This window comes from Mycobacterium noviomagense (assembly GCF_010731635.1).
Classification (GTDB): Bacteria; Actinomycetota; Actinomycetes; order Mycobacteriales; family Mycobacteriaceae; genus Mycobacterium; species Mycobacterium noviomagense.
The window spans coordinates 2,680,167-2,705,441 of the sequence record NZ_AP022583.1 but is presented as its reverse complement, the minus strand read 5'-3'; the positions used below and the strand labels follow the sequence as shown (position 1 = coordinate 2,705,441).

At 65.2% G+C, this 25,275-nt stretch carries 22 protein-coding genes and 5 pseudogenes; 5 read left to right on the top strand and 22 right to left on the bottom strand.

Annotated elements, in window-relative coordinates; all coding sequences use genetic code 11:
* Positions 1–63: 63 nt before the first annotated feature.
* Genes mftD through mftA form a run of 4 tightly spaced genes read right to left on the bottom strand, consistent with a single transcriptional unit; the run spans position 64 to position 2,817 of the window.
* Entirely contained in the window at positions 64–1,257 is a 1,194-nt protein-coding gene (gene mftD / locus G6N15_RS12535; RefSeq protein ID WP_083089156.1) for a pre-mycofactocin synthase MftD, read from the bottom strand.
* Between the two features lie 2 nt (positions 1,258–1,259).
* Positions 1,260–2,429 (bottom strand): mycofactocin radical SAM maturase, encoded by a 1,170-nt coding sequence (gene mftC, locus G6N15_RS12530; protein WP_083089157.1) that lies wholly within the window; start codon positions 2,427–2,429, stop codon positions 1,260–1,262.
* Positions 2,426–2,743, bottom strand: a complete 318-nt coding sequence (mftB, locus tag G6N15_RS12525) for a mycofactocin biosynthesis chaperone MftB (protein ID WP_197910665.1) — start codon at positions 2,741–2,743, stop codon at positions 2,426–2,428. The genes mftC and mftB overlap by 4 nt, the downstream gene beginning before the upstream one ends.
* Positions 2,728–2,817, bottom strand: a complete 90-nt coding sequence (gene mftA, locus G6N15_RS12520) for a mycofactocin precursor MftA (protein ID WP_083089159.1) — start codon at positions 2,815–2,817, stop codon at positions 2,728–2,730. The genes mftB and mftA overlap by 16 nt, the downstream gene beginning before the upstream one ends.
* A gap of 98 nt (positions 2,818–2,915) precedes the next feature.
* On the opposite strand from mftA, the gene mftR reads away from it, so the two are divergent.
* Together mftR and G6N15_RS12510 are read left to right on the top strand one after the other, a co-directional pair.
* On the top strand, positions 2,916–3,512 hold the full coding sequence (mftR, locus tag G6N15_RS12515) for a mycofactocin system transcriptional regulator (RefSeq protein WP_139797956.1): 597 nt from the start codon (positions 2,916–2,918) through the stop codon (positions 3,510–3,512).
* Positions 3,509–4,558 (top strand): DUF2332 domain-containing protein, encoded by a 1,050-nt coding sequence (locus tag G6N15_RS12510; RefSeq protein ID WP_083089160.1) that lies wholly within the window; start codon positions 3,509–3,511, stop codon positions 4,556–4,558. The genes mftR and G6N15_RS12510 overlap by 4 nt, the downstream gene beginning before the upstream one ends.
* Positions 4,559–4,571: 13 nt before the next feature.
* Here G6N15_RS12510 and G6N15_RS12505 read toward each other — a convergent pair whose 3' ends face one another.
* The 8 genes and pseudogenes from G6N15_RS12505 to G6N15_RS12470 all read right to left on the bottom strand — a co-directional run bounded on the left by G6N15_RS12505 (position 4,572) and on the right by G6N15_RS12470 (position 12,856).
* On the bottom strand, positions 4,572–5,783 hold the full coding sequence (locus tag G6N15_RS12505; protein ID WP_163748057.1) for an NAD(P)/FAD-dependent oxidoreductase: 1,212 nt from the start codon (positions 5,781–5,783) through the stop codon (positions 4,572–4,574).
* 48 nt (positions 5,784–5,831) lie between these two features.
* Positions 5,832–6,670: pseudogene (locus tag G6N15_RS12500) on the bottom strand (mycofactocin-coupled SDR family oxidoreductase).
* Between the two features lie 69 nt (positions 6,671–6,739).
* Positions 6,740–7,579, bottom strand: a complete 840-nt coding sequence (locus tag G6N15_RS12495) for an SHOCT domain-containing protein (RefSeq protein ID WP_083089162.1) — start codon at positions 7,577–7,579, stop codon at positions 6,740–6,742.
* A gap of 78 nt (positions 7,580–7,657) precedes the next feature.
* On the bottom strand, positions 7,658–8,848 hold the full coding sequence (gene tuf / locus G6N15_RS12490; RefSeq protein ID WP_083089163.1) for an elongation factor Tu: 1,191 nt from the start codon (positions 8,846–8,848) through the stop codon (positions 7,658–7,660).
* Positions 8,849–8,936: 88 nt separating this feature from the next.
* Positions 8,937–11,042 (bottom strand): elongation factor G, encoded by a 2,106-nt coding sequence (gene fusA / locus G6N15_RS12485; RefSeq protein ID WP_083089164.1) that lies wholly within the window; start codon positions 11,040–11,042, stop codon positions 8,937–8,939.
* A gap of 81 nt (positions 11,043–11,123) precedes the next feature.
* A complete protein-coding gene (gene rpsG / locus G6N15_RS12480; RefSeq protein WP_083089165.1) occupies positions 11,124–11,594 on the bottom strand; it encodes a 30S ribosomal protein S7 in 471 nt (156 codons plus the stop codon).
* Positions 11,594–11,968 carry a 30S ribosomal protein S12 gene (gene rpsL / locus G6N15_RS12475; RefSeq protein ID WP_007167812.1) on the bottom strand — a complete coding sequence of 125 codons (375 nt, stop codon included), beginning with the start codon at positions 11,966–11,968 and terminating at the stop codon, positions 11,594–11,596. The genes rpsG and rpsL overlap by 1 nt, the downstream gene beginning before the upstream one ends.
* 213 nt (positions 11,969–12,181) lie before the next feature.
* Positions 12,182–12,856 (bottom strand): TetR/AcrR family transcriptional regulator, encoded by a 675-nt coding sequence (locus G6N15_RS12470; protein WP_083089166.1) that lies wholly within the window; start codon positions 12,854–12,856, stop codon positions 12,182–12,184.
* A gap of 330 nt (positions 12,857–13,186) precedes the next feature.
* Between G6N15_RS12470 and G6N15_RS12465 the strand changes: the two genes are divergently transcribed.
* The gene (locus G6N15_RS12465) at positions 13,187–13,564 is read left to right on the top strand and encodes a DUF3060 domain-containing protein (RefSeq protein ID WP_139797957.1); all 378 of its coding nucleotides are present in this window, start codon (positions 13,187–13,189) and stop codon (positions 13,562–13,564) included.
* A gap of 51 nt (positions 13,565–13,615) precedes the next feature.
* Positions 13,616–14,044, top strand: a complete 429-nt coding sequence (locus tag G6N15_RS12460) for a DUF3060 domain-containing protein (protein ID WP_083089168.1) — start codon at positions 13,616–13,618, stop codon at positions 14,042–14,044.
* Here the strand turns inward: G6N15_RS12460 and G6N15_RS12455 are convergent.
* The 6 genes from G6N15_RS12455 to G6N15_RS12430 are packed head-to-tail and all read right to left on the bottom strand — an operon-like array spanning position 14,041 to position 19,817.
* A complete protein-coding gene (locus tag G6N15_RS12455) occupies positions 14,041–14,808 on the bottom strand; it encodes a crotonase/enoyl-CoA hydratase family protein (protein ID WP_083089169.1) in 768 nt (255 codons plus the stop codon). The two genes, G6N15_RS12460 and G6N15_RS12455, sit on opposite strands and share 4 nt — an antisense overlap.
* A complete protein-coding gene (locus G6N15_RS12450) occupies positions 14,805–15,527 on the bottom strand; it encodes a PaaX family transcriptional regulator C-terminal domain-containing protein (protein ID WP_139797960.1) in 723 nt (240 codons plus the stop codon). Before G6N15_RS12450 ends, G6N15_RS12455 begins: the two co-directional genes overlap by 4 nt.
* Before the next feature lie 15 nt (positions 15,528–15,542).
* Positions 15,543–16,481 carry a crotonase/enoyl-CoA hydratase family protein gene (locus G6N15_RS12445; RefSeq protein ID WP_083089170.1) on the bottom strand — a complete coding sequence of 313 codons (939 nt, stop codon included), beginning with the start codon at positions 16,479–16,481 and terminating at the stop codon, positions 15,543–15,545.
* Positions 16,478–18,106 (bottom strand): acyl-CoA dehydrogenase family protein, encoded by a 1,629-nt coding sequence (locus G6N15_RS12440; protein WP_083089171.1) that lies wholly within the window; start codon positions 18,104–18,106, stop codon positions 16,478–16,480. Before G6N15_RS12440 ends, G6N15_RS12445 begins: the two co-directional genes overlap by 4 nt.
* Positions 18,107–18,155: 49 nt before the next feature.
* Positions 18,156–19,058, bottom strand: a complete 903-nt coding sequence (locus G6N15_RS12435; protein ID WP_083089172.1) for an extracellular catalytic domain type 1 short-chain-length polyhydroxyalkanoate depolymerase — start codon at positions 19,056–19,058, stop codon at positions 18,156–18,158.
* A gap of 6 nt (positions 19,059–19,064) precedes the next feature.
* Entirely contained in the window at positions 19,065–19,817 is a 753-nt protein-coding gene (locus G6N15_RS12430) for a deoxyribonuclease IV (RefSeq protein WP_083089173.1), read from the bottom strand.
* A 330-nt stretch (positions 19,818–20,147) separates the two neighbouring features.
* Between G6N15_RS12430 and G6N15_RS12425 the strand changes: the two are divergent.
* Positions 20,148–21,433, top strand: a pseudogene (locus tag G6N15_RS12425) (IS110 family RNA-guided transposase).
* Between the two features lie 100 nt (positions 21,434–21,533).
* Here the strand turns inward: G6N15_RS12425 and G6N15_RS12420 are convergent.
* The 4 genes and pseudogenes from G6N15_RS12420 to G6N15_RS12405 form a co-directional block, all read right to left on the bottom strand.
* A pseudogene (locus G6N15_RS12420) lies at positions 21,534–22,046 on the bottom strand (hypothetical protein); the annotation flags it as partial.
* A gap of 62 nt (positions 22,047–22,108) precedes the next feature.
* A complete protein-coding gene (locus tag G6N15_RS12415) occupies positions 22,109–23,341 on the bottom strand; it encodes an IS256 family transposase (RefSeq protein ID WP_083090143.1) in 1,233 nt (410 codons plus the stop codon).
* 114 nt (positions 23,342–23,455) lie between these two features.
* Positions 23,456–23,815 (bottom strand): annotated as a pseudogene (locus G6N15_RS12410) (hypothetical protein); the annotation flags it as partial.
* A gap of 160 nt (positions 23,816–23,975) precedes the next feature.
* Positions 23,976–25,264, bottom strand: a pseudogene (locus G6N15_RS12405) (IS110 family RNA-guided transposase).
* Between the last annotated feature and the right edge of the window lie 11 nt (positions 25,265–25,275).

Here is a 25,275-nt window from a genome sequence, read left to right as displayed (position 1 = left end):
GCCGTCACCTCAGCCACGGCCGCCCCGTCCGCATCAGAATTCCCCCGCGACCGATCTGGAGGCCTAGCCGTCCCCGGTGGCGGGGACGCCGAGCGGACGGGAAAAACCCGGGGGGACCACGACGTCATCTGGGCCAATGTCGTGCACCGAGGCGTGACCGAGGCCCATCAACGCGCAGTCGATTCCAGCCCGAAGGATGTCGAGCACGTTCTCCACGCCCGGCTGGCCGGCCGCGGCCAGGCCCCACAGGTAGGCGCGGCCGATCATCACCGCACGGGCACCCAGCGCCAGCGCCTTGACCACATCGCTGCCGCGCCGGATACCGCCGTCCAGCAAGACCTCGATCTGGTCGCCTACTGCGTCGGCGATGGCGGGGAGCGCCCGAATGGTGGCCGGCGTACCGTCCAGGTTGTTGCCGCCATGGTTCGACACCGAGATCGCCGAAACCCCAATGTCCGCGGCTATTTTAGCGTCGTCGACCCGGATGACGCCTTTCAGCATGAACGGGCCGCCCCACAGTTCTCTCAGCCAGGCGATGTCCGCCCAGGTGGGTGGTGGAGTCGCCATCCATTCCCCGTAGGCGGCAAAGAACGGTGGACCGGGCTCGCCGGGCTTGGCCTGGTTGGGGACCCGCAAGTTCGGTGGACGCATGGTCTTGGCGTACTTCCACAGCCAGCCCGGCCGAGTGATCGCTTCCGGCGACAACCGCAGCATGGTGCGCATGTTCATCTCTTCGGGAATCTTCGGGCTACCCCAGTCGCGTCCGTGCGAGAACGTCCAGTCGGTGGTGACGATCAAGCCCACTGCGCCGGCTTGACGTGCCCGTTCCACCCGCTCGGCGATCGCGTCGCGGCCACCGAGCCAGTACACCTGGAAGAACAATTTGTCGCATGCCGCGATGACTTCCTCGATCGGTTTGCTCGCAAACGAGGACAACCCCATCGCGGTGCCGCGCGCCGCGGCCGCTCTCGCTACGGCGATCTCACCGTCCGGGTGCACCGCTTGCACACCGGTGGGAGAGATGATCACGGGCAACGAAATATGTTGCCCCATAACCGTTGTGGAAAGATCGCGCTTGCCCGCAGCACCGACGACGTGGGGCGCGAAACCAAGCTCGCTGAACGCCTCGACGTTGTCGGAGACGGTCACACCCTTTTCACTGGCGGCGACCAGCGATGAGTAGACCGATTTGGGCAGCCGGCGCTTGGCGCGCTGCTGCGCGATGGCAACCGTCTCAAACCAAAGATCGCGGGCCATGACTAGACCGGGCTCTCGTTGCAGAGGCGTTTCGGCGGGCGAGTGGTCAATGTCAGCGGCACCGGTCGGGAGCCTCGATGCGAGTGGTCGCCGGCAGGGCGCGGCTTGACGCGGTCGCCGGCCAGCGCGGCCACGCCGTAGCCCTGCACGCATTCCGGATCCGGTCCATCGATCGGCAGACCGGTGAAGAACTTGGCCGCCATGCAGCCACCCCGGCAGCTGTCGTAGTGGCCGCAGCTGCCGCACGCGCCGGCAGACTGCGGGTCGCGCAGCTCACGAAAAAGCGGAGCGTTCCTCCAGATATTGTCAAACCCGCTGTCGGACAAGATGTTTCCGGCAAGGAAGCGCTCATGGATGGCGAACGGGCAAGCGTACACGTCGCCGACCGGGTCGATCAAGCACACCACCCGTCCGGCCCCGCACATGTTGAGGCCGGCGAGCGCACCGGGAGCGCCCAGCCCGGACAGATGAAAGAACGAGTCGCCGGTCAGCACCCGTTTGCCCTTGGCGACCAACCAGCCGTAGAGCTGAATCTGCTGGTCGGCGGTTGGGTGCAGCTCGTCCCAGACATCCGCCCCCCGACCGGACGGGCGCAGCCGGGTAATTCGCAGCGTGGCGCCGTACCGGCTGGCCAGCGCGGCGAAGTCGTCGAGCTGGTCGACGTTGTGGCGGGTCACCACGACGGAGAGCTTGGCGTCGGAAAAGCCGGCCGCAGCAAGGTTTTCCAAAGCCCGCACCGCCATGGCGTACGAGCCGGGCCCGCGGATGGCGTCGTTGACTTCAGCGGTCGCGCCGTCGAGCGAAACCTGGACATCGACGTAGTCGCTGGCGGCCAACCGCGCGGCTACTTCGGGGGTGATCCGTACGCCGTTGGTGGAGAACTTCACTCCGACATGATGTGCGGTCGCGTAGTCCACCAATTCCCAAAAGTCCGGCCGTACAGTAGGTTCCCCGCCGCCGATGTTGACGTAGAACACCTGCATGCGTTCCAGCTCGTCGATGATGTCCTTGCATTGCTGCGTGGAAAGCTCCCGTGGATCACGTTTGCCCGACGACGACAGGCAATGCACGCACGCCAGGTTGCAGGCATAGGTCAGCTCCCAGGTCAGGCAGATCGGCGCGTCGAGTCCGCGTTCGAACTGCTCGACGAGCCGCGGAACAGCCGTGGTCATCGGGTCTCCCGCGCGACCAGCATGTTGGAGGTGGCGAGCACGCCCAGCGCGTGCAGGTAAGGGGCAAGCTCAGTGTCGTCGAGTCCGGCTGCGCGGCAGGCGGATCGGACGTCGGGGTGGTCACCCAGCGACTGCACCACCGCGAGCATGGTGTGGTTCTTCAGAAACGACAGCTTGCGGGTACCGAAGTGATACAGCAGCGCGCCGAATGGCTCGGGTCGAACCGCTACCTGCGGATGCAGTCGCCAGCCCAGATCGGGATCGAACCCCGCACGGGCCGGCGCGGGGGCGGGCACGGTCAGTAGACCCCGCACATGCCGTCGATGGACACCTCTTCTACCAGGGTCTCGGTGACGAGCTCGGTGTCGGTGTCGATCTCGTGTTCCATGAAGCCGCCTTCCTTAAAGACTCGACAAGTCGGGGTCGAGCTGGTCACAATCTTGGTCAGAATATGGCATCGAGTGCCGAAATGGAAGGGCGGGGTCTATGGTGCCTGAGTCCCGGGTGGGCCGGCGCCGCTCCACGACACCGCACCACATCTCCGACGTCGCGCTGCGGCTGTTCGCCGCCCGTGGTTTCGAGAACGTCAGCGTCGACGACGTCGCCCAGGCCGCCGGGATCGCCCGTCGCACGGTTTTTCGCTATTACGCCTCCAAGAACGCGATCCCCTGGGGGGACTTCGACGGCCATCTGCAGCAGTTGCGCGAACTGCTCGACCAGGTCGAACCCGAAGTGCCGCTGGGCGAGGCGTTACGGGCAGCGTTGTTGGCGTTCAACACCTTTGACGAGTCGGAGACCCTCCGGCACCGGCAGCGGATGCGGGTCATCTTGCAAACTGCCGAATTACAGGCCTACTCGATGACGATGTATGCCGGATGGCGCGAGGTCATCGCCGCGTTCGTGGCCCGCCGGTCGAACACCAAGACCACCGACTTGCTGCCCCAGACCGTCGCCTGGATGATGCTCGGCGTCGCGTTGAGCGCCTACGAGCACTGGCTGGACGACGAGTCGGTCTCGTTGCCACAGGCGCTTGGCGACGCGTTCGATGTCGTCGGCTCCGGCCTGGACCAGCCGGACCGGTGAGCGACATTGAGCACCTGCTGGCCACCCTGCGTTCGCAGGGTCGGACATGCGCGGCGCTGGGCTCCCCGATGTACGGGGACCTGCTCGACCGCGTGGCCGCCGATGTCCAGGCTGGCGGTGTCTTCGCGGCCGTGTTGTCGGGCCACGAAAACGACCCGGGTCGACTGGCGGTCCCTCTTCGACTGCTCGGCGGCCTGCACCGGCTGGTGCTCGACGGCCGCGCACCGGCGGTGCGCCGCTGGTACCCGAGCACCGGCGGCAGCTGGGACGCCGACGCGGCGTGGCCGGATATCACCACTACGGCCGCCGAGCACATCAGCCCGCTGCGGGCTGCCCTTGATCAACCGCCGCAAACCAACGAGGTGGGCAGGTCGGCTGCACTCATTGGCGGCCTGCTGATCCTGAGACGCCAATTCCCGCTGCCGGTAAGGCTTTTCGAAATCGGATCCAGTGCCGGGTTGAACCTACGCGCCGATCACTACCGCTACCGCTACCCCGGCGGTCAGTGGGGCCCGACCGACTCGCCGGTGATCATCGACGACGCCTGGCGCGGCAAACTGCCGCCTGCCGGTGCAGTGCCGATAACCGAACGGCATGGCTATGACATCGCGCCTATCGACGCCACTAGCCCCGAGGGCGAACTGGCGTTGCTGAGCTACGTCTGGCCCGACATGACCGTCCGCATGGACCGGTTGCGTGGCGCGATCAGCCTGGCCCGCAAGGTTCCTGCCAGGCTTCAGCGCAGCACCGCGGCGGACGCAGTCGCCGAGCTCGCCGTGGCCGACGGCGCGCTGACCGTGCTGTGGCATTCGATTACCTGGCAATACCTCTCCGCTGATGAGCAAAACGCGGTCCGTGCCGGTATCGATGCGGTCGCTGCCTGCGCGACGGTCCGCTCTCCGTTCGCGCATCTCATGCTGGAGCCGCAGCGCCGCACCCCCGATACTCCGCATGCCTTCTTGCTGCGGGTCCGCAGCTGGCCGGGCGGCGACGACCGGGTGCTGGCCGACTGCGCGCCGCACGGCCCGCCGGTGATCTGGGAATAACGTCGAAGAAGTTTTAACCCAGCACTTCTGAGATCGGCGCGGCCACAGCGATTTTGGCGCGTGTCTTCATGACCTTGCCGGGCATGCCGCCGCCGACGACTCCGGCCACGATGCCGTCGCGTTCGTAGTAGGCCAGGAATTTGCGGCCGTCGTCTTCGACCAGGTGCACGATGTCAGTGGCCTGCGGCTCGCCGAGGCATTGGATCTTGACGTCGTACTGGTCGCTCCAGAAGTAGGGGACGACCACGTGCGACGGCGCCTGTTGACCGAGCATGGCGGGCACCACGACCCTGGCTTGTTCGGCGACGTTGCTCCAATGTTCCACGCGCACTTGGTGTCCCATCGGGTTGCGCCAGGATGCGACGTCGCCCAGCGCCCATACGTTGGGTGCGCTGGTGCGTCCGGCCTCGTCGCAGATGACGCCGTTGTCGACTTTGATTCCGCTGCCGTTCAGCCACTCGGTGGCAGGCCGCGACCCGATGCCCACCACGACCAAATCGGCTGTCACTTCGGCGCCGTCGGTAAGTACGACGGAGTTGACATGGCCTTGACCGCGAACTTCGGCCACCGCGACTTCGGTGCGCACGTCGACACCCTCGGCGCGGTGCAGCCGCGCCACGAGTTCCCCGATCTGCGTGCCGAGCACCCCTGCCAGTGGGGCCGGCTGCGGCTCGACCAGCACAACGTCAACGCCAAGCCCGCGCAGGCTGGCAGCTACCTCGCAGCCGATGAAGCCGGCACCGACTACCACGGCGTGACGCGCTTCGGTTGCGTGCCTGCGCAGGGCGATGCTTTCGTCATAGAACCGCAGCACCCGGATGCCCTCGAGGTCGGGAAATGATGGGATGCGCCGCGGCACCAGGCCGGTCGCGATGACGAGCGCGTCGTAACCCAGCACGGTCCCGTCCTCGAGGGTGACCGTCTGTTCTGCGGTGTCCAGGCCGGTGGCGGCCGAACCGAGCCGCAGCGTGATGCCGTGCTCGTCGTAGAACTCGCGCGGCTTAAGAGTCACGTCGTCGACTTCGCTGCGCAGCACTTCCTTGGACAGCGGGGGGCGATCGTAGGGCAGATGAACTTCGTCGCTGACGATGGTGATCGGACCGGTGTAGTTGGCCCGGCGCAGTTGCTCGGAGGTGCGGGCCGCAGCAAGGCCGCCGCCGACGATCACTATTCCTTTTCCGGCTCCACGTCCGCCTGCGCTAGTGGTCACGTGCAGTTCATACACGATTGCGGCGCGGGACCGTTGGCCAGCCCGCGATATTGGCGGACGCCGTCAGTACTTCAGCACGCCTTTGTCGACGGGAATCTGGGCGCCCGACAGCGTGCCCGACCCGTCGCCGGCCAACCAGACTACGACGTCCGCTATCTCCTCGGGAGTCATAAATCCCTTGGGCTGCAACGGCATCGGCGGGAAGCTGTGTCGGTAGTTGGGATGCTTGGCCAGCAACTGGATCAGCGCGTCGGTCTCGATCATGGGCGTGTCGACCGAATACGGATGGATGGAGTTGACGCGGATGCCGAACTCACCGAGCTCGAGCGCCAGCGTGTTGGTCAGCCCGACGAGTCCGTATTTGGCAGCTGAATAATGACCGTTGCCCGGCGTGGCCTTGACGCCCGACGCTGAGCTGACCACCACGATGGAGCCGCCGTTGCCGGCCTCGATCATCGCGGGCACTACCGCGCGCAGGGTGCGCCAGGTGCCGGACAGGTTGACCCCGATGACGGTGTCCCATTGTTCGTCGGTGAGTTCCCAGACTCGGCCCCAGCTGAGGACGCCGGCGTTGGCCACCAGGATGTCGAGTCGGCCGAACTGCTCAACGCCGTCGTCCACCAGTTGCCGCAGTGCCTCGTCGTCGCGGATGTCGACCTCGCGCGCCAGCACTTTGCGCCCCTCGGCTTCGACGGCGCGCACGGTCTGCGCGAGGTCCTCCGGGGTGGCCGCCGGGTAGGTGATGGTTTCGGAAACCGGTGCGCAGATGTCCGACGCGATGATGTCGGCGCCTTCGCGGGCCAGCCGCGGGCCAGCCGCACCGCGTGCGCGCGTCCCTGGCCGCGAGCCGCACCGGTGATAAATGCCACTCGTCCCTGCAGCGTGCCGCCTACGCCAGCCATCGCCCGTCCTTTCGTCGGTCCGGGATCAGGCTAGCAGCGAAACTGAAACGTGTTCTAGCCGCGGGCCAGTTAGATCACGGCGATGATCGCGGCCCGCTTGCTGGCGTATTCCTGGTCGGTCACCGCTCCTGCGGCATGCAGCGATTCCAATTCCTGCAGCCGCTGGGCGATGGTCTGTTCCGGTGGCATGCCGCCCGGCGCGGTCGCGGCTGCGGGCGGCCCCGTTGCAGCCGTCGCCGTTTGCGCCTGCTGGGCCGCCGCGCGCCGAACCACCGTTTGAATCTGTTGGCGCAGAATGGGATTGGACCGAATGTCGACCATCCGGTTCAACGGAACGTTGTTGGCCTTGAGGATCTGCAGTATCTCCATCAGCGGTCCGGCCTGCCCGCTCAAGTCGTACGTCGTGTTGTCCTCGGCCAAGGTCAACTGTGCCGGCACCAGACCGTTGACCAAAGCGCTTCGCTCCCAATCAATCCGGTATTCCCGGGTGGCCGGGTCGACGAGCACCACCAACTTTCGGGAGGTGATGTTGCCGAGCCGGCTGACGCTGGCGATCACCCGGTCTTGACTGTCGAAAGGCTCGAAGCCGGCTCCAGCAATGTGTAGATCCAGTTTGACCAGCGGTTGCTCGTTGATACGCGTCCCGGTCTCGGTGATGCCCGTAATTTGAGCGAGCGCCAGCACTCCGCTTTGTTCGAGCGCGGCGGTTTTGGCGGCCGATTTGGCGCCGTAGTTGGTGAGCACGAGCGCGATCAGCACATCGGCAGCGGTGATCAGCAGACCGGCGTAGAACATCCACTTCATCAGGTCCATCTGGCCCAGTGCGAAGTACGTGAGCAAAAAGATCGGTCCGACCAGCCCGCCGCACAGCAGGACCATGAGCTGACATTTCAGGTACCGCCACCACATGGCTAGCTTGCCGAGCAGACGCAAAAGCCCCCGAAAATCCGAGATTTCGGGGGCTTTTGCGTCTGCTGGGGCAGAGAACTACTTGATGATCTTGGTCACCCGGCCGGCGCCGACGGTGCGGCCGCCCTCGCGGATAGCGAAGCGCAGACCTTCGTCCATGGCGACGGGCTGGATCAGCTTGACCTTGATCGTGGTGTTGTCACCGGGCATCACCATCTCGGTGCCCTCCGGCAACGTCACCACACCGGTCACGTCGGTGGTGCGGAAGTAGAACTGCGGACGGTAGTTATTGAAGAACGGAGTGTGCCGGCCGCCCTCGTCCTTCGACAGCACGTAGACCTGGCCCTCGAATTCGGTGTGCGGCGTCGTGGTACCGGGCTTGGTGACCACCTGGCCACGCTCGACGTCCTCACGCTTCACACCACGCAGCAGCAGACCGACGTTGTCACCGGCCTGACCCTGGTCGAGCAGCTTGCGGAACATCTCCACACCGGTGACGGTGGTCTTCGTGGTGGTCGGGCGGATGCCGACGATCTCGACTTCCTCGTTGACGTTGATCACGCCGCGCTCGACACGACCGGTGACCACCGTGCCACGGCCGGTGATGGTGAACACGTCCTCGACCGGCATCAGGAACGGCTTGTCGGTGTCGCGGACCGGGTCCGGAATCGACTCGTCAACCGCGTTCATCAGCTCGACGATGCTCTCCACCCACTTCGGGTCGCCCTCGAGCGCCTTCAGCGCCGATACGCGGATGACCGGAGCGTCCTCGTCGAACTCCTGGGCGGCCAGCAGTTCGCGGACCTCCATCTCGACGAGCTCGAGCAGCTCCTCGTCGTCAACGGCGTCGGCCTTGTTCAGCGCGACCAGGATGTAGGGCACGCCGACCTGACGGGCAAGCAGCACGTGCTCACGAGTCTGGGGCATCGGGCCGTCGGTGGCGGCGACCACCAGGATCGCGCCGTCCATCTGGGCGGCACCCGTGATCATGTTCTTGATGTAGTCGGCGTGGCCCGGGGCGTCGACGTGGGCGTAGTGCCGTTTTTCGGTCTGGTACTCCACATGCGCGATGTTGATGGTGATACCGCGCTGACGCTCCTCAGGCGCGTTGTCGATCTGGTCGAACGCCTTCGTCTCGTTCACGTCGGGATACTTGTCGTGCAGAACCTTGGTGATAGCCGCGGTCAGCGTGGTCTTGCCGTGGTCAACGTGACCGATGGTCCCGATGTTGACGTGCGGCTTCGTCCGCTCGAACTTCGCCTTCGCCACTTTTGTGTCCTCCTGGACTTGTTGGTGCTTGTAAAAGCAGTGTTGATGTGTTCAGTTGTGCCGCGGTAACGACGGGGAGCTTACTGGTTTACTGGCCCGTCGCCTTCGCGATGATCTCCTTCGACACCTGCGCCGGCACTTCGGCGTAGGAATCGAACACCATGGAGTAGTTCGCTCGGCCTTGAGTCTTCGACCGCAGGTCGCCGACATAGCCGAACATCTCCGACAGCGGCACGTGCGCCTTGACGACGCGTGTGCCTGCCCGCTCCTCCATGGCCTGGATCTGACCACGGCGGGAGTTCAGGTCACCGATCACGTCGCCCATGTAGTCCTCCGGGGTGAGGACTTCGACGGCCATGATCGGCTCGAGGATCACCGGCTGAGCCGCTGCGGCTGCTTTCTTCAGCGCCTGCGCGCCGGCGATCTTGAACGCCATTTCCGAGGAGTCGACCTCGTGGTAGGCGCCGTCTTCGAGCGTCACCTTGAGGTTCACCAGCGGATAGCCGGCCAGCACACCGTACTGCATGGCGTCCTGGGCGCCGGCGTCCACCGACGGGATGTACTCGCGTGGGATGCGCCCACCGGTGACCTTGTTCTGGAACTCGTAGGTCGCGCCGTCTTCGCCCTTGAACGGCTCGACGGTGATGATGACCTTCGCGTACTGGCCCGAGCCGCCGGTCTGCTTCTTGTGGACGTACTCGACATGCTCCACCTTGCGGCGGATGGTCTCCTTGTACGCCACCTGCGGCTTGCCAACGTTGGCCTCGACCTTGAATTCGCGGCGCATGCGGTCGACCAGGATGTCCAGGTGCAGCTCACCCATCCCGCCGATCACGGTCTGGCCGGTCTCTTGGTCGAGGTGCACCTTGAAGGTCGGGTCTTCCTCGGCGAGCTTCTGGATCGACGCCGAGAGCTTCTCCTGGTCGCTCTTGGTCTTGGGCTCGATGGCCACCTCGATCACCGGGTCGGGGAAGGTCATCGACTCCAGCACGACCTGGTCGTTGGGGTCGGACAGGGTGTCACCGGTGGTGGTGTCTTTGAGGCCGATCACCGCGTAGATGTGGCCGGCACTGGCCCGGTCGACCGGGTTCTCCTTGTTGGAGTGCATCTGGAACAGCTTGCCCAGGCGCTCCTTCTTACCCTTGGTGGCGTTGATGACCTGGCTGCCAGAATCCACCGTTCCGGAGTAGACCCGGATGTAGGTCAGCTTGCCGAAGAACGGATGCGTGGCGATCTTGAACGCCAGCGCGGAGAACGGTTCGTCGGTGCTCGCGTGGCGGACGACCTCCACGTCCTCGTGGCCGGGCGCGTGCCCGGTCGCCGGCGGCACGTCCAGCGGGGACGGCAGGTAGTCGACCACCGCGTCCAGCATCGGCTGCACACCCTTGTTCTTGAACGCGCTGCCGCACAGCACCGGGTAGATCTCGCTGGCGATCGTCAGCTTGCGGATCGCGGCTTTGATCTCGTCGACGGTGATCTCCTCGCCACCGACGTACTTCTCCAGCAGCTCCTCGTCGGTCTCGGCGACGATCTCCAGCAGCTTGGTGCGGTACTCCTCGGCGCTCTCGGCCAGTTCGGCCGGGATGTCGACGACGTCGTACTTCTCGCCGAGCTTCGTTTCGCCGCTCCACACCTTGGCGTTCATCTCGACCAGGTCGACGACGCCTTCGAACTCACTCTCGGAGCCGATCGGCAGCTGGATCGGTACCGCGTTGGCGCCGAGCCGCTCCTCCATCGTCTTGACGGAGAAGTAGAAGTCGGCGCCGATCTTGTCCATCTTGTTGACGAAGCAGATCCGCGGAACGTTGTATTTGTCGGCCTGCCGCCACACCTGCTCGGACTGCGGCTCGACGCCTTCCTTGCCGTCGAAGACGGCGACGGCACCGTCGAGCACGCGCAAGTTGCGCTCCACCTCGACGGTGAAGTCGACGTGGCCTGGGGTGTCGATGATGTTGAGCTGGTTGCCCTTCCAGAACGTGGTGGTGGCGGCGGAGGTGATCGTGATCCCCCGCTCCTGCTCTTGCTCCATCCAGTCCATGGTGGCGGCGCCGTCGTGCACCTCACCGATCTTGTAGTTGATACCGGTGTAGTAGAGGATGCGCTCGGTCGTCGTCGTCTTGCCGGCATCGATGTGCGCCATGATGCCGAAGTTGCGGACCTTGCTCAGGTCGGTCAGCACGTCCTTCTGTGCCACAGAAGTCTTCCCACTCTTTGTCGTTGCTTCTAGTTCGTCGTTCGCTGTTGTTGTCGTCACCGGCCTCGCTGCCGGTGCCTCTCACCAGCGATAATGCGCGAAGGCGCGGTTTGCCTCGGCCATCTTGTGGGTGTCCTCACGCCGCTTGACTGAGGCCCCGAGGCCATTGCTGGCATCCAAAATCTCGTTTGCCAGGCGCTCGATCATGGTCTTTTCACGACGTTGCCGGGAGAAGTTGACCAGCCAGCGCAGTGCCAGCGTGGTGGACCGATCCGGGCGCACCTCGACGGGCACCTGGTAGGTGGCACCGCCGACGCGCCGGCTGCGAACCTCCAGCGCTGGCCGGACATTGTCGAGAGCACGCTTGAGAGTGATGACCGGGTCGGTGCCGGTCTTCTCACGGGCATGTTCGAGCGCACCGTAAACAATGCGTTCGGCGAGCGATTTCTTCCCCTTCAGAAGAACTTTGTTCACCAGCTGGGTGACCAACTGCGATCCGTAGACTGGGTCGTTGACCAGCGGACGCTTGGGCGCGGGCCCCTTGCGCGGCATCAGCTCTTCTCCTTCTTGGCGCCGTAGCGGCTGCGAGCCTGCTTGCGGTTCTTGACGCCCTGGGTGTCGAGCGAGCCGCGGATGATCTTGTACCGCACACCGGGCAGGTCCTTCACCCGGCCGCCACGCACCAGGACCATCGAGTGCTCCTGCAAGTTGTGGCCCTCACCGGGGATGTAGGCGGTGACCTCAACCTGGCTGGTCAGCTTGACGCGCGCCACCTTCCGAAGTGCCGAATTCGGCTTCTTCGGGGTGGTGGTGTACACGCGGGTGCACACGCCACGGCGCTGCGGGCTGCCTTTCAGGGCCGCGGTCTTGACCTTGGCGATCTTGTCGCGACGACCCTTGCGGACCAGCTGCTGAATGGTTGGCATCTACCGGCTTCCTGTGTTGCGCTCTCGATTCAAGTCTGTGTACTGCAGTTATGCCCCGTTGCGGTCCCCCGCGGCCGGGAGTGTCGCATGCGCTTGCCCCGGAATTTCATCCGTTGCGTCGTGGACATGCGAATTGGCCCGGCGTGCGCGCCTTACCAGCGCCTTGAGCCGCCAGGCACGAGCAACCACAATACCCGCCGCTGGACGGGCAGGTCAAAGTGACGAAGAACGCCCGGTTTCCAGGTCACTTCCGGTCAGTCCGCTGCGCCGCTCCAGGCCGGCCGCCAGCCGCAACACCATATCGGAGAACACCACGTCGGTGTCGATGTCGTCCATGACGCCCGTCATTTCCAGCAGCACGAACCCGTGCAACGCCGACCAGAACTCCAGCGCCGCGTAAAACGCCTCTTCACCGTCGAGACCGTAGGACGACAACACCTCGATCACCGGCGCCGCCGCGGCCTTGGTTGCGGCGGTGTACTCGGGGTCGTCGCCGCCCAGCGGCATGCGGGTGAATGCCGCGTAGCGGCCCGGGTGGTGATGGGCATAGCTGCGGTAGGCGCCGGCCATTACCAGCACCGCGTCGTCGCGGGCCCGGCCCTCGCCCACCCGGTTCAGCATCGTGATGATGTCGTCGATGACCCGCATGCGCACCGTGCGGCGCAAGTCCTCCAGGCTGTCGACGTGGTTGTAGAGCGACGGGCCCTTGGTTCCGAGTTGGGTCGCCAACGCGTTGATGGTCAGCGCGTCCCAGCCTTCGCGGTCGAGGAAAGTCAGCGCGGCGTTGACGATGATCTCGCGGCTCAGCTTGGCCTGGCGCGCCGGAGTCCTGCCCGCCGAACGCGGGCGAGCGCCCGCTGATGGGGGGTGTTCCGGCTGAGCTGCCATGGTGATCGCCCTTCGGGTCGGGTCAGCCCTTCGATGGGATGCGAGGTCAGCAAAGAACTCTAGTCCGACGACGACGAGCGCCGGGTAGCGGCGCGAGGAGGAGTCGGACCAGTCAGATCCAGTCGACGACGACGAGCGCCGGGTAGCGGCGCGAGGAGGAGTCGGACCAGTCAGATCCAGTCGACGACGACGAGCGCCGGGTAGCGGCGCGAGGAGTCATTTAGGGGCGCTACGGCAGCTTGCGCCAAATGGACGAAGTCACCCATCGCCTTACGGGAGGAACGTAGGCTCAGGCGGTCAGAGCAGATGCTATGGCGAGAGGGGCTCGCGGTGAACTGGAGAACCGTCAGCAGCACGCTGGCTGTCTGCCCCGTCGCCATCCCGGCCGCGCTGGCCGTCGGTGCACCGGCCGCCCATGCCAAGAACGGGGACACGCACATCACCGGGCAGGGCGTCAATCAGACCGTGGATTGCAATGATTCGACGCTTTTGGTCGACGGCACCTCCAATACCGTCAACGCGTTGGGAACGTGCTGGGCCTTGACGATGATGGGCTCGGGTAACACCGTCGTCGCCGACACGGTCGTCAACGACATCACGGTCTACGGCTGGGACGAAACGGTGTATTACCACAACGGCGAGCCGGTTATCTGGGACCGCGGCCGCGAACTGGGGATGCCCAACCGCATCGGCAAGGTGCCGGCTTGAGCGCCACTACATCGACCAACACCCATTGATCAGCCGACGAATCGAGGAAGAATGCGCACCGTCCCTAGATTGGCAGCGGCGGCGCTTGTTTCGGCATTGTCGATCGTGCTTCCGGCCGCCGGGATTGCCGGATGCAGTCAGAAGAACAACACCGCGAACCCGTCAACCACAACCAGCAGCGCGGGAAGTTCCACCGCCCAGTTTCAAGTGGGCAACACGCTCAATTACGGATCGTTCGGGACCACCGCCGACCTCGACTGTGGGGACGGTAAATCGCTCAACGTCGGCGGCTCCAACAACACGCTGACCATCAAGGGCACCTGCTCATCGGTGAGCATCGGCGGCGCCGACAACAAGATCACCTTCGACAAGGTCGACAAGCTGCTCAGCGTCGTGGGCCTCAACAACACCGTTACCTACCACAACGGTGACCCGAAGGTGGAAAACCTCGGCTCGGGCAACACGATCAACAAAGGCTAGACGGCCGGGGTTCCGTGACGACCGGCGCCGGCGGCGAAGCGTCCCGCGCCTTCCATGGCCTCAGCGGAGACCCGGGAAATGCTGGCGAACTCGAAATCGAGCGCCTCGGGCTCCGGCAGGCCCCACTGATGCAATGCCGACAGCCGATCCGAGCGCATGCACTGTTGCGGCAACGCGGCCAGCTCGGCGGCCAGTTCTTCGGCGGCCTGACGTGATTGCCCTTTGGGCACAACGCGATTGGCCAGCCCGATCGCCAACGCTTCGTCGGCCTTGACGCCGCGGCCGGTCAGGATCATGTCCATCGCGCGACTGTGCCCGATCAGCCGCGGCAGGCGGACGGTGCCGCCGTCGATCAGGGGGACACCCCAGCGTCGGCAGAACACCCCGAACACGGCGTCTTCTTCGGCCACCCGCAGGTCGCACCACAGCGCGAGTTCCAGACCTCCGGCGACCGCGTAACCGCTGACCGCGGCGATCACCGGCTTGGACAACACCATCCGGGTCGGCCCCATCGGCCCGGGGCCGGTGCGGTGCACCGCGTTAGCCTCGGGAGTACCGAACGCCTTCAAATCGGCGCCGGCGCAGAACGTTCCGCCCTCTCCCCACAACACCGCCACCGAAGCGTCGTCGTCGCGGTCGAACTGCTCGAACGCTGCGAACAACGCAGCAGCCGTCGGGCCGTTGACGGCATTGCGGGCCTGCGGGCGGTTCAAGATCACCGTGGTCACCGGGCCGGTGTGCTCTACGCGTACCTGGTCGCTCATCTCGCCTCCGCAAGTTGGGTTTGGTCGCGCCGCCTCAGCAGCTCGGCGGCGAAGTCGTTGTAGGCGGCGCGGAGCCGGGCGCCGGGCCAATCGTCGGGCAGCAGCTCGTTCGGCAACACCGGATCGGTCAGCAGGTGCCGCACAATGGCCGCGGCCACTACGAACCGCCCGGGAATATCTGAGGCGGCGGACATCTCGTCGAGTAGGCGGTGCCCAGTTCGTGTCCAGCCGCTCAAGTCCCACAGAAGCTCGGCGAGCTCAGCGGGTGCGTCGTCGCGAGCCTTCAGGATCCTCACTCGCGCCCGGACCTTCGACTCCAGCTCTAGGTCGAGGTTGTCGGGGCGCATCCATACCCCTTCGCGTAGCTCGCCGAAGCGCTTGTCTTGCAATGTTGTACGCAATGCGGCACGGGTGCGTGCATCGTTTCCCACGCTGGTGACGACGACGGTGGTCCAGTACCCGCGCCACTGGCGCACCCGCGGGCTGATGGCCTCGTCCTGGCGCCGCTGCCGGGCCAGCAGCCGATCGGAGAGCCGGTAGCCGTCAGCGGACCGGACGAGGTCGCCGGCGCTGACCATCCGGGTCAGCGCGACCCGCAGCGTGGTGTCCTTGATACCGAAATCGCTGGTGAGCCTGATTAATTCGGCTGCAGTAGCCCAGGCGGGATGGGCACCCAACAAAACGGACAGCACCACTGAGCGGGCCGTCATGCGAGCCAACCCTTCCAGCATCGGCTACACCCCGGAAGCTTGACGGCCGTAATCGCCGAACGGCTCGTCACGGTGACGCACCGCCTCGCGGAAGCCGTGCTCGACGGCGTCGGCGACAAACGCATGGCCTTCGGGTGTATGCCGCGCGACGCCGTCGAAGACGGTGCTGACCATTCTGCTGGTCGCCACACCCTGTTGCAGCAGCGCCGAATTCAGCGCGAGCTTGACCATGACCAGCTGGTTGACCGGCACCGCGGCGATTCGCTCTACCAGCCGCTCGGTGCGCTCGTCGAGCTCGTCGGGTTCGGGCGCCTCGACTGCCAAGCCCCATTCCGCGGCCTGCTTGCCGGTGATGCAATCCCCGGTCAGCAGAAGGCGTTTGGCGCGCTGGTCGCCGAGCCGGTGCGCCCACATGCCGGCGGCAGGAACGCCCCACACCCTGGTCGGCGGGTAGCCGATCTTGGCGTCGGCGGCGGCGATGATCTGATCGGCGTGCAGAGCAATGTCGGTGCCGCCCGCCACGCAGTAGCCGTGGATCTTGACCACGGTGGGCTTATCGGCGTGCATCAGGCTGGAAAACCCGCGTACGAACCGGCTCATCATTTGATAGTCGATCATCGGGTCCCACGGCTGGTTCGGCAGATGGTTGATCGCCTGCGTCTTGCCGTCGAGGACCGTGCCCTTGTATGCGCTGCCACCGCCTGCCGATGCCGTCCGGTCGGCGTAGGCGCTCAGATCGAAACCGGCGCAAAACCCTTCACCGCGACCGGACACCAAGATGACGTGGACACCTGCGTCCAGGTCAGCCCGCTCGACCAGTGCCGAAAGTTCCAGCGGCGTATCGGCGATGATCGCGTTGCCCTTCTCCGGCCGGTTGAAGGTAATCCGCGCAACCCGATCGGTGACCTCGTAGGTCATCGTCTTGAGGTTGTCGAAGTCGACCGGCCTGATTGAGTGAGTCATCCTTTGACCAGCGCCCGCTCGAGGATCGGCGCAAGATCGAGACCCGTGGGCATGGTTCCGAACGCACCGCCCCACTGGCCGTCGAGGCGGGTGGCCAGGAACGCCTCGGCGACGGCTGGATGCCCGTGGCGCACCAGCAGCGAGCCCTGCAGCGCGAGGCTGATGTGTTCGGCGATGCTGCGGGCACGGTAGTGGATGGTCTCGTAATCGCCGAACTGCGGCTTGAGCTGCTCGACGTAGGCGTCCAACCGCCCGTCTTGGCCGGCGGTCTTGGCCAACTCAGCGAACAACACGTCGACGCATTCAGGCCGAGTTGCCATGGCGCGCAAGGTGTCCAGGGCGCTGACGTTGCCGGAGCCCTCCCAGATGCCCATCAGCGGCGCCTCGCGGTACAGCCGCGGCATCCCGGAGTCCTCGATATAGCCGTTCCCGCCCAGGCACTCCATCGCTTCGGCCGCATGCGGGGTGGCCCGCTTGCAGACCCAGTACTTGCTGGCCGCCAATCCGATTCGCCGCAGAAGCGTTTCCGTTTCGTCGCCCCGCACCGCGCTGTCGGTGGCGCCGGCCATCCGCATCGCCACGATCGTGGCGGCCTCGGCTTCGATAGCCAAGTCAGCCAAGACGTTTCGCATCAGCGGCTGGTCGATCAGGTAGGCGCCGAACGCCTTGCGGTGCTGGGCGTGGTGGATGGCGTGGGTGACGCCGGTGCGCATGCTGGTGGCGCTCGCCAGCGTGCAGTCCAGCCGGGTCAGGTTGACCATCTCGATGATGGTCGGCACGCCGCGGCCCTCCTCGCCGACCAGCCACGCGGTGGCACCGTCGTACTCGACCTCGCTCGAGGCGTTGGCGTGATTACCGAGCTTGTCCTTGAGCCGCTGCAACAACATTCGGTTGCGAGTGCCGTCGGGCAGCACGCGGGGCAGCAGGAAACATGACAAGCCACCCGGCGCCTGGGCGAGCACCAGGAGGATGTCGGACATCGGTGCCGAGGTGAACCACTTGTGACCGGTCAGGCTGTAGCTGCCGTCGGCGTTGCGGATGGCCTGGGTGGTGCCGGCCCGCACGTCGGAGCCGCCCTGCTTTTCGGTCATCGACATGCCCGCGGTGATACCGGCTTTCGTCGTGGGCACCGTGAGCTCCGGGTCGTATTCACGGCTGGTCAGCAGCGGCTCGTAGACGGCGGCAAGTTCGGGATTGTTGCGCAGCGCCGGGACGACGGCATAAGTCATCGAAATCGGGCACATATGACCGGGTTCGACATTCCACACGCCGGTCTTGGCGGCGCGGACGACGTGGGCGCCCGGTCTGTCGTCGGCCCACGGTGCGGCATGCAAGCCGTGCTGGATCGCCGTACGCATCAGCTCGTGGTAGGCGGGGTCGTACTCCACCTCGTCGATACGGTGGCCGTAGCGATCGTGCGTGTGCAGGATCGGGCGGTTGCGGTCGGCAAGCTCGCCCCAGCGCTGCGCTTCACGGCTGGCCGAAACGGCGCCGAGTTCGGTGACTTCGTCGAGGCCCCACTGTCCGCCTTCGCGGATCAGCGCCTCGACCAGCACCGGGGAGGACGCAGGATTGTAGTTCTCCAGCGGCGGAACCTGGTTGGTGACGACATGGGTGTCTGGCATGCGTTCAGTGTTACACTTTGCCGACAACCGCACAAGAGACGTAATACTGCTACCGGTGGTGGGCAGCGAAAAACTGCCAGAACGTCTCGGTGGCGTTGAGCGCATCCGACGGCGGGTCGAGGCCTAATGCGCGCTGTACGGCGGTAAACCCGCTGCCCGGCCATTGGTGGCCCGCGCCGTCGATGGTGATGAGGACGACGCTGCGGCCGTCGGGGCAATCGGCTGTGGACGTGGTCAGCGATCCGCGGGTATCGACGACTGCCGCCGGGCACCGGTCGACGTTGCGCCAGAACGCGCTGACGTCCGGGACGGGCGGACCGTTGATGCGCGCGGCGCCGTCGCCCTGTCCGCCGGTATAGCGGATGCGGGTGTCGGCGGTGCCGTGGATGTGCATGACCGATGTCGGATGTGGAGAGCGGCAGGCATCGAGTTGGGTGGCGGAGTCGGGGCCGATCGCGGCGAAGACGCCGGTGTTGCAGGCCAGCGTGTAGGCCATGATGCCGCCGTTGCTGATGCCCGTGGCATAGATGCGAGCAGCGTCGATGCCGACGTTCTTGGTCACGTCATCCACGGCCGCGGTAATGAAGCCGACGTCGTCGACACCCTCACGGGCGGGACGGCCACAGCAGCCGCCGCCGGTGTTCCACGCGTGGCCGACTCCGTCGGGGTAGGCCACCACGAATTTCGCGCTATCGGCCAATTGGTCCCAGCCGTAAGCTTTTTCGGCCTGTTCCGTGCTGCCGAAACCGCCGTGCAGCATGACGACCAGCGGGGCGGACGCGGGCAGCCCGCCTGGCTTGTAGACGCGATATGACCGGTTCAGCCCACCGACGCTGACGGTATGGACGCTGGTACCGTCCGGGAACTCGGGTGTCGCCGGTCTGGTCGGGAACACCGAACACCCCGACATCGCGACAAGCACACCGAGCAGCGCCGCAAGCCGAGCGACCACGGCGTCCTAGCAGACGTGGTCGCGGAGAAAGGCGATGTCGTCTTTGCGGCCCTCATCGGCCGTCTCGCAGACGACCGGCGCGCCAGCGGCTTTCACCACCGCCACCAGCAGTTCGGGATCGATCTTGCCGGTGCCGATGTTGGCATGCCGGTCCGCGCCCGAGCCCGCCGCGTCCCGGGAGTCGTTGCAGTGCACCAGATCGATGCGGCCGGTAATGGACTTGATGCGGTCGACGGCGTCGATGAGCGCCTCACCCGCCGCCCAGGCGTGGCAGGTGTCCAGGCAGAAGCCGATACCCGTGTCGCCGATGTCGTCCCAGAGGCGGGCGATGGTTTCGAAATGGCGGGCCATCGCGTGGTCTCCGCCGGCGGTGTTTTCCAGATAGACCGGGACGTCGGTCTCCAGCCGCTCCATCGTCTTGCGCCACCGCTCGCAGCCGGCAGCGATGTCGTCGTCGTCGGCGTGGCCGCCGTGCACGATCACTGCCGTGGCCGCGATGTCGGCGGCGGCGTCGCAGGTGTCCTGCAGGATCTTGCGCGAGGGGATCCGGATCCGGTTGTTGGCCGAGGCGACGTTGATCAGATACGGCGCATGCACATAGATCGGCAGGCTTGACGCTTTCAGCCGGTCAGCGTCGTCGCGCGGTCTGGGCTTCTTCCAGCTCTGCGGATTGCCGAGGAAGATCTGCACCAGGTCGGCGCCTTCGGCTTCGGCGGCGGCGAGCGGGTCCTTCGGGCTTACGTGCGAACCAATGAGCACGTCGGCCAGTCTACTTAGCGCGAGCAGCTGCCAGGGGGGCTTCGCCCCGCGGTGGAAGATGAAAATTAGCACTGGCCGTTCGGCTGGGTGGGTGGTTGCTTCGCGGGCCGGTGCGGGTTGACGCTTTAGGGGTGTTTCGGTGACCCCGTTGCGTCTGTGTTGCCGGTGAGCACGGCGAGCAGCTTGGTGGCTGGAGGGCACCCCCTGGTGGTTGTGCGGGGGCGGTGGATTGTTGCCTGTGAGCACGTGAGTGAGACTCCTGTTTTGTTTTCGCCCTCTCCGAAACACGCTCCAACACAAGATATCTGGACGGAAAGGGTGTGATCGGCCATGGAGGTGATCCATCCGCGGTGCGCGGGCATTGATGTGTCGAAGAAAGACGCGAAGGTCTGCGTTCGGGTTCAGGGCCGAGGGCGGCGTGGCACGTCGACAACGGTCAGTACGTGGGGGTCGACCACCGGCGAGATCCTGGCGTTACGCGAGCATCTGCTCGCTGAGCGGGTGTCCTGTGTGGTGATCGAATCCACCTCCGATTACTGGAAGCCGTTTTACTACCTACTCGAAGGCCAGCTGAACGTGATGCTGGTCAATGCCAAGGCGGCGCGCAATGTGCCCGGGCGCAAGACCGATGTCTCGGATGCGGCGTGGCTGGCCGATCTGGGCGCCCACGGGCTGCTGCGCGCCTCGTTTGTGCCGCCGGAGCCGATTCGGGTGTTACGCGATCTGACCCGGGCTCGCACCACCATCACCCGGGCGCGCACCAAAGAGATTCAGCGGCTGGAGAAGCTGCTCGAAGACACCGGAATCAAACTCTCCGCGGTGGCCTCCAACATCGTCGGAGTCTCCGGGCGGGCAATGCTAGAAGCGCTGATCGCCGGCCAACGCGATTCGGTGGTCCTCGCTGATCTGGCCAAACAACGGATGCGTCAAAAGATCCCAGCGCTCACCGAGGCGCTGCGCGGACGGTTCACCGAGCATCACGCCTTTATGGTGCGGTTGTATTTGGATCGCATCGATGCCCACACCGCCGATATCGCCCGCCTGGATGCACGCATCGAGGAGGCGATCGCTCCCTTTCGACCCATCCGGGAGTTGCTGATGAGCATCCCGGGCTGGTCGCGGCTGGTGGCCGATGTGTTCATCGCCGAAACCGGTGCGGACATGAGCGTATTTCCCACCGCCGCGCACCTGGCGTCGTGGGCCGGGTGGTGCCGGGCTGCGACGAGTCAGCAGGCCGGGTCAAATCGGGCGCCACCCGCCCGGGCAACCGTCACCTTAAAGCCGCGCTCGGCGTGGCAGCCCTGTCGGCCGCTCGCACCAAAGACACCTACTACAGCATCCGCTACCGGCGCATCGCCGGCCGGCGCCGGGCCGCCCAATCGCGCAGAGACAAAACCGCCGGTATGTCGATCGCCGGCCAGATCGCCCTAGTCTCCATCGAACACAAGATGCTCACCGACGCCTGGAACATGCTGACCAACGGCGCCTTCTACCGCGATCCCGGCCCCGACTACTACACCCGACACCAGCCCGGCAAAGCCAAGGCACGAGCCATCAAGCAATTGGAGAGCCTGGGATACAAAGTCACCCTCGAGCCACCCACCCAAGCCGCCTAACACCTAATGCCAGCGACTCATCAGCAAGGGGTCGCCTCATTTTCGAGTGAGACGCAAAAGCCCCTAATTCGGGTGGCGGAATGGGGGCTTTTGCGTCTGCTCAGCCAGCTAAGCGAGGCCTCAGCAACTGGGCGTTGATGCGCTCAACAAGCCCGATCGGGTCGCCGCGGACGTCATCGACGGTCATCGGAATGGTGGTCCAGCCGCATTCCTGGAGTCGGGCGGTTTTCAGCCGGTCGTGGAGCAAGGCGTCGCGACCCACGTGCCATTCCACACTGTCGTATTCGGCGACAACCATCGCTTCCGGCCAGGCGAAGTCCACACGCCAGAGTCGGCCGTAGTGGTCCACAATGCTGTACTGCAACTGTGGCACCGGCAATCCGCCGTCGATGAATACCAGTCGCGCCTCGCTTTCCATCGCCGACTCGGCGCGGCCATCGGCGTACCCAATCAATTCGCGGACTTTGACGATGCCGCGACGGCCTTTCTGCTCGTGTATCACAGCATGCAATTCGCCTGTGGTACAGGCCCCTACATGCAGGGCAGCGTCGAGCGTCGCCAGCGCGCGCGGTCGCCGCAAGGTCCGCGCGACTTCTACCGCCGTCCACGCCGGTCGTGCCCCGTGGAGTGGTGTAAGTAAAGCGGGCGTTTCGCCTGAGGCTCTGCGGTTGTTCACTATGCCGTGAGGGCTGCCGATGTGGCAACGTTCTGCTCGGGTTTGGTGGCGGGATTGAGCAGGGCGAGTGTGGTTTCGGAGAGGTAGCGTTTGTCGGCGACCTGCCATTCGTCGTGGGCCTCGACGAGCACCGAGCCGGCGAGCCGCAACAGTGCGGCGGGGTTGGGAAAGACTCCGACGACGTCGGTGCGGCGCTTGATCTCTTTGTTGAGGCGCTCGAGTGGATTGGTCGACCAGATCTTTTTCCAGTGCGGCACAGGGAAATCGGCGAATGCGGTGATGTCTGGGCCGGCATCGCGCAGCATCGTTTCGACTTTAGGAAATTGGCGGCCAAGCATGGTGGCGATGGTGTCGAGCTGCTCGCGCACGTGCTCGGCGTCGGGTTGGGCGAAGATGGTGCGGATCGCTGCGGCGACCATCTCCGCCGAGCCTTTGGGAACCTGAGCCAACAGGTTGCGCAGGAAATGCACCCGGCAGCGTTGCCAACTCGCGCCGATCAGGATCGCCTCGATGGCGTTGCGCAGTCCGGTGTGGGCATCGGAGATCACCAACTGCACCCCAGACAGACCCCGCGATTTCAGCGAGCGCAAAAACGCCGTCCAAAACGCGCCGTCCTCGGAATCGCCGACATCAAAACCCAGCACTTCGCGGCGTCCGTCGGCGGCGACCCCGGTCGCGATGACCACCGCTTGGGAGACCACGCGGTGGTTGACGCGGGCCTTGCAGTAGGTGGCGTCTAAGAAGATGTACGGGAATCGTTGATCGGCCAGCGGCCGATCCCGAAAGGCGGCGACTTCGGTGTCCAGATCAGCGCAGATGCGCGACACCTCGGATTTGGAGATACCGCTGTCGGCGCCCAAGGCTTTGACCAGATCGTCGACCTTGCGGGTGGAGGTGCCGTGCAGGTAGGCCTCCATGACCACCGCGAACAGGCACTGATCGACCCGGCGGCGCCGTTCCAGCAGCGCCGGGAAGAACGATCCGCTGCGGAGCTTGGGGATCCGCAGCTCCAGATCCCCGGCCACTGTGGAAAGCGTGCGCGGCCGTGAGCCATTGCGCTGGTTGGTGCGGGCTTCGCTGCGCTCGTAGGGGCCAGCGCCGATCACCGCGGTCAGTTCGGCGTCGATCAACGCCTGATAAATGGTTTCGGCGGCCTGCTTAATCCGGCCAGCGGCATCGGCATTGCGTAGTGCGTCCAACACCTCCAGCAAGGCAGACTGATCCAGGGCCATCGCGATGTTCCTCTCGGTAGTGATACTTGGCGGTTTCACCACAGAGACTCACGCGATGGCCCCCTCTACATCAGAACCGACACGCCGCCATTTCCACCACACCCAGGGACGTCAACTCCACGCCGGCCCTGTGGCAAGTCGAGCCTCGACTCGCCGCAGCGGAGCGCCGATTCGCTGATGCACCATCACGTTTGGCGACGGTCGCATCCGTACGCCTGGATCAAGCACGTGAACGCGCGACGTGCTCTCGATATCAAAGCCGTACAACGCTGCCGCTGTTCCCATACAGGCGACGATCGGCTGACGAGCCAACAGATCCAGTGCCGTCAACTTCAGCAGCACATCGGGCTCCCTGAACGTATAGACGCCATGACACACCCGAATGAGCTTGCCCATCTTGACTAATTCGGCCAAGCGTTTGCGGCTCATGACGTCGAGCAGCTGACGTCTGGTGAAGATGTCGTCGTCGAACATGCGGCGAATGGTGCCGTCGGCGCTCGCTGGTGGAAAGTCAGTGCTGGGGATGATGTGGTGAGCAGACGCAAAGGCCCCCGACACGCCGTGCGTGCGGGGGCCTTTGCGTCTCACTCGAAAATGAGGCGACCCCTTGCTGATGAGTCGCTGGCATTAGGTGTTAGGCGGCTTGGGTGGGTGGCTCGAGGGTGACTTTGTATCCCAGGCTCTCCAATTGCTTGATGGCTCGTGCCTTGGCTTTGCCGGGCTGGTGTCGGGTGTAGTAGTCGGGGCCGGGATCGCGGTAGAAGGCGCCGTTGGTCAGCATGTTCCAGGCGTCGGTGAGCATCTTGTGTTCGATGGAGACTAGGGCGATCTGGCCGGCGATCGACATACCGGCGGTTTTGTCTCTGCGCGATTGGGCGGCCCGGCGCCGGCCGGCGATGCGCCGGTAGCGGATGCTGTAGTAGGTGTCTTTGGTGCGAGCGGCCGACAGGGCTGCCACGCCGAGCGCGGCTTTAAGGTGACGGTTGCCCGGGCGGGTGGCGCCCGATTTGACCCGGCCTGCTGACTCGTCGCAGCCCGGCACCACCCCGGCCCACGACGCCAGGTGCGCGGCGGTGGGAAATACGCTCATGTCCGCACCGGTTTCGGCGATGAACACATCGGCCACCAGCAGCGACCAGCCCGGGATGCTCATCAGCAACTCCCGGATGGGTCGAAAAGGGAGCGATCGCCTCCTCGATGCGTGCATCCAGGCGGGCGATATCGGCGGTGTGGGCATCGATGCGATCCAAATACAACCGCACCATAAAGGCGTGATGCTCGGTGAACCGTCCGCGCAGCGCCTCGGTGAGCGCTGGGATCTTTTTGACGCATCCGTTGTTTGGCCAGATCAGCGAGGACCACCGAATCGCGTTGGCCGGCGATCAGCGCTTCTAGCATTGCCCGCCCGGAGACTCCGACGATGTTGGAGGCCACCGCGGAGAGTTTGATTCCGGTGTCTTCGAGCAGCTTCTCCAGCCGCTGAATCTCTTTGGTGCGCGCCCGGGTGATGGTGGTGCGAGCCCGGGTCAGATCGCGTAACACCCGAATCGGCTCCGGCGGCACAAACGAGGCGCGCAGCAGCCCGTGGGCGCCCAGATCGGCCAGCCACGCCGCATCCGAGACATCGGTCTTGCGCCCGGGCACATTGCGCGCCGCCTTGGCATTGACCAGCATCACGTTCAGCTGGCCTTCGAGTAGGTAGTAAAACGGCTTCCAGTAATCGGAGGTGGATTCGATCACCACACAGGACACCCGCTCAGCGAGCAGATGCTCGCGTAACGCCAGGATCTCGCCGGTGGTCGACCCCCACGTACTGACCGTTGTCGACGTGCCACGCCGCCCTCGGCCCTGAACCCGAACGCAGACCTTCGCGTCTTTCTTCGACACATCAATGCCCGCGCACCGCGGATGGATCACCTCCATGGCCGATCACA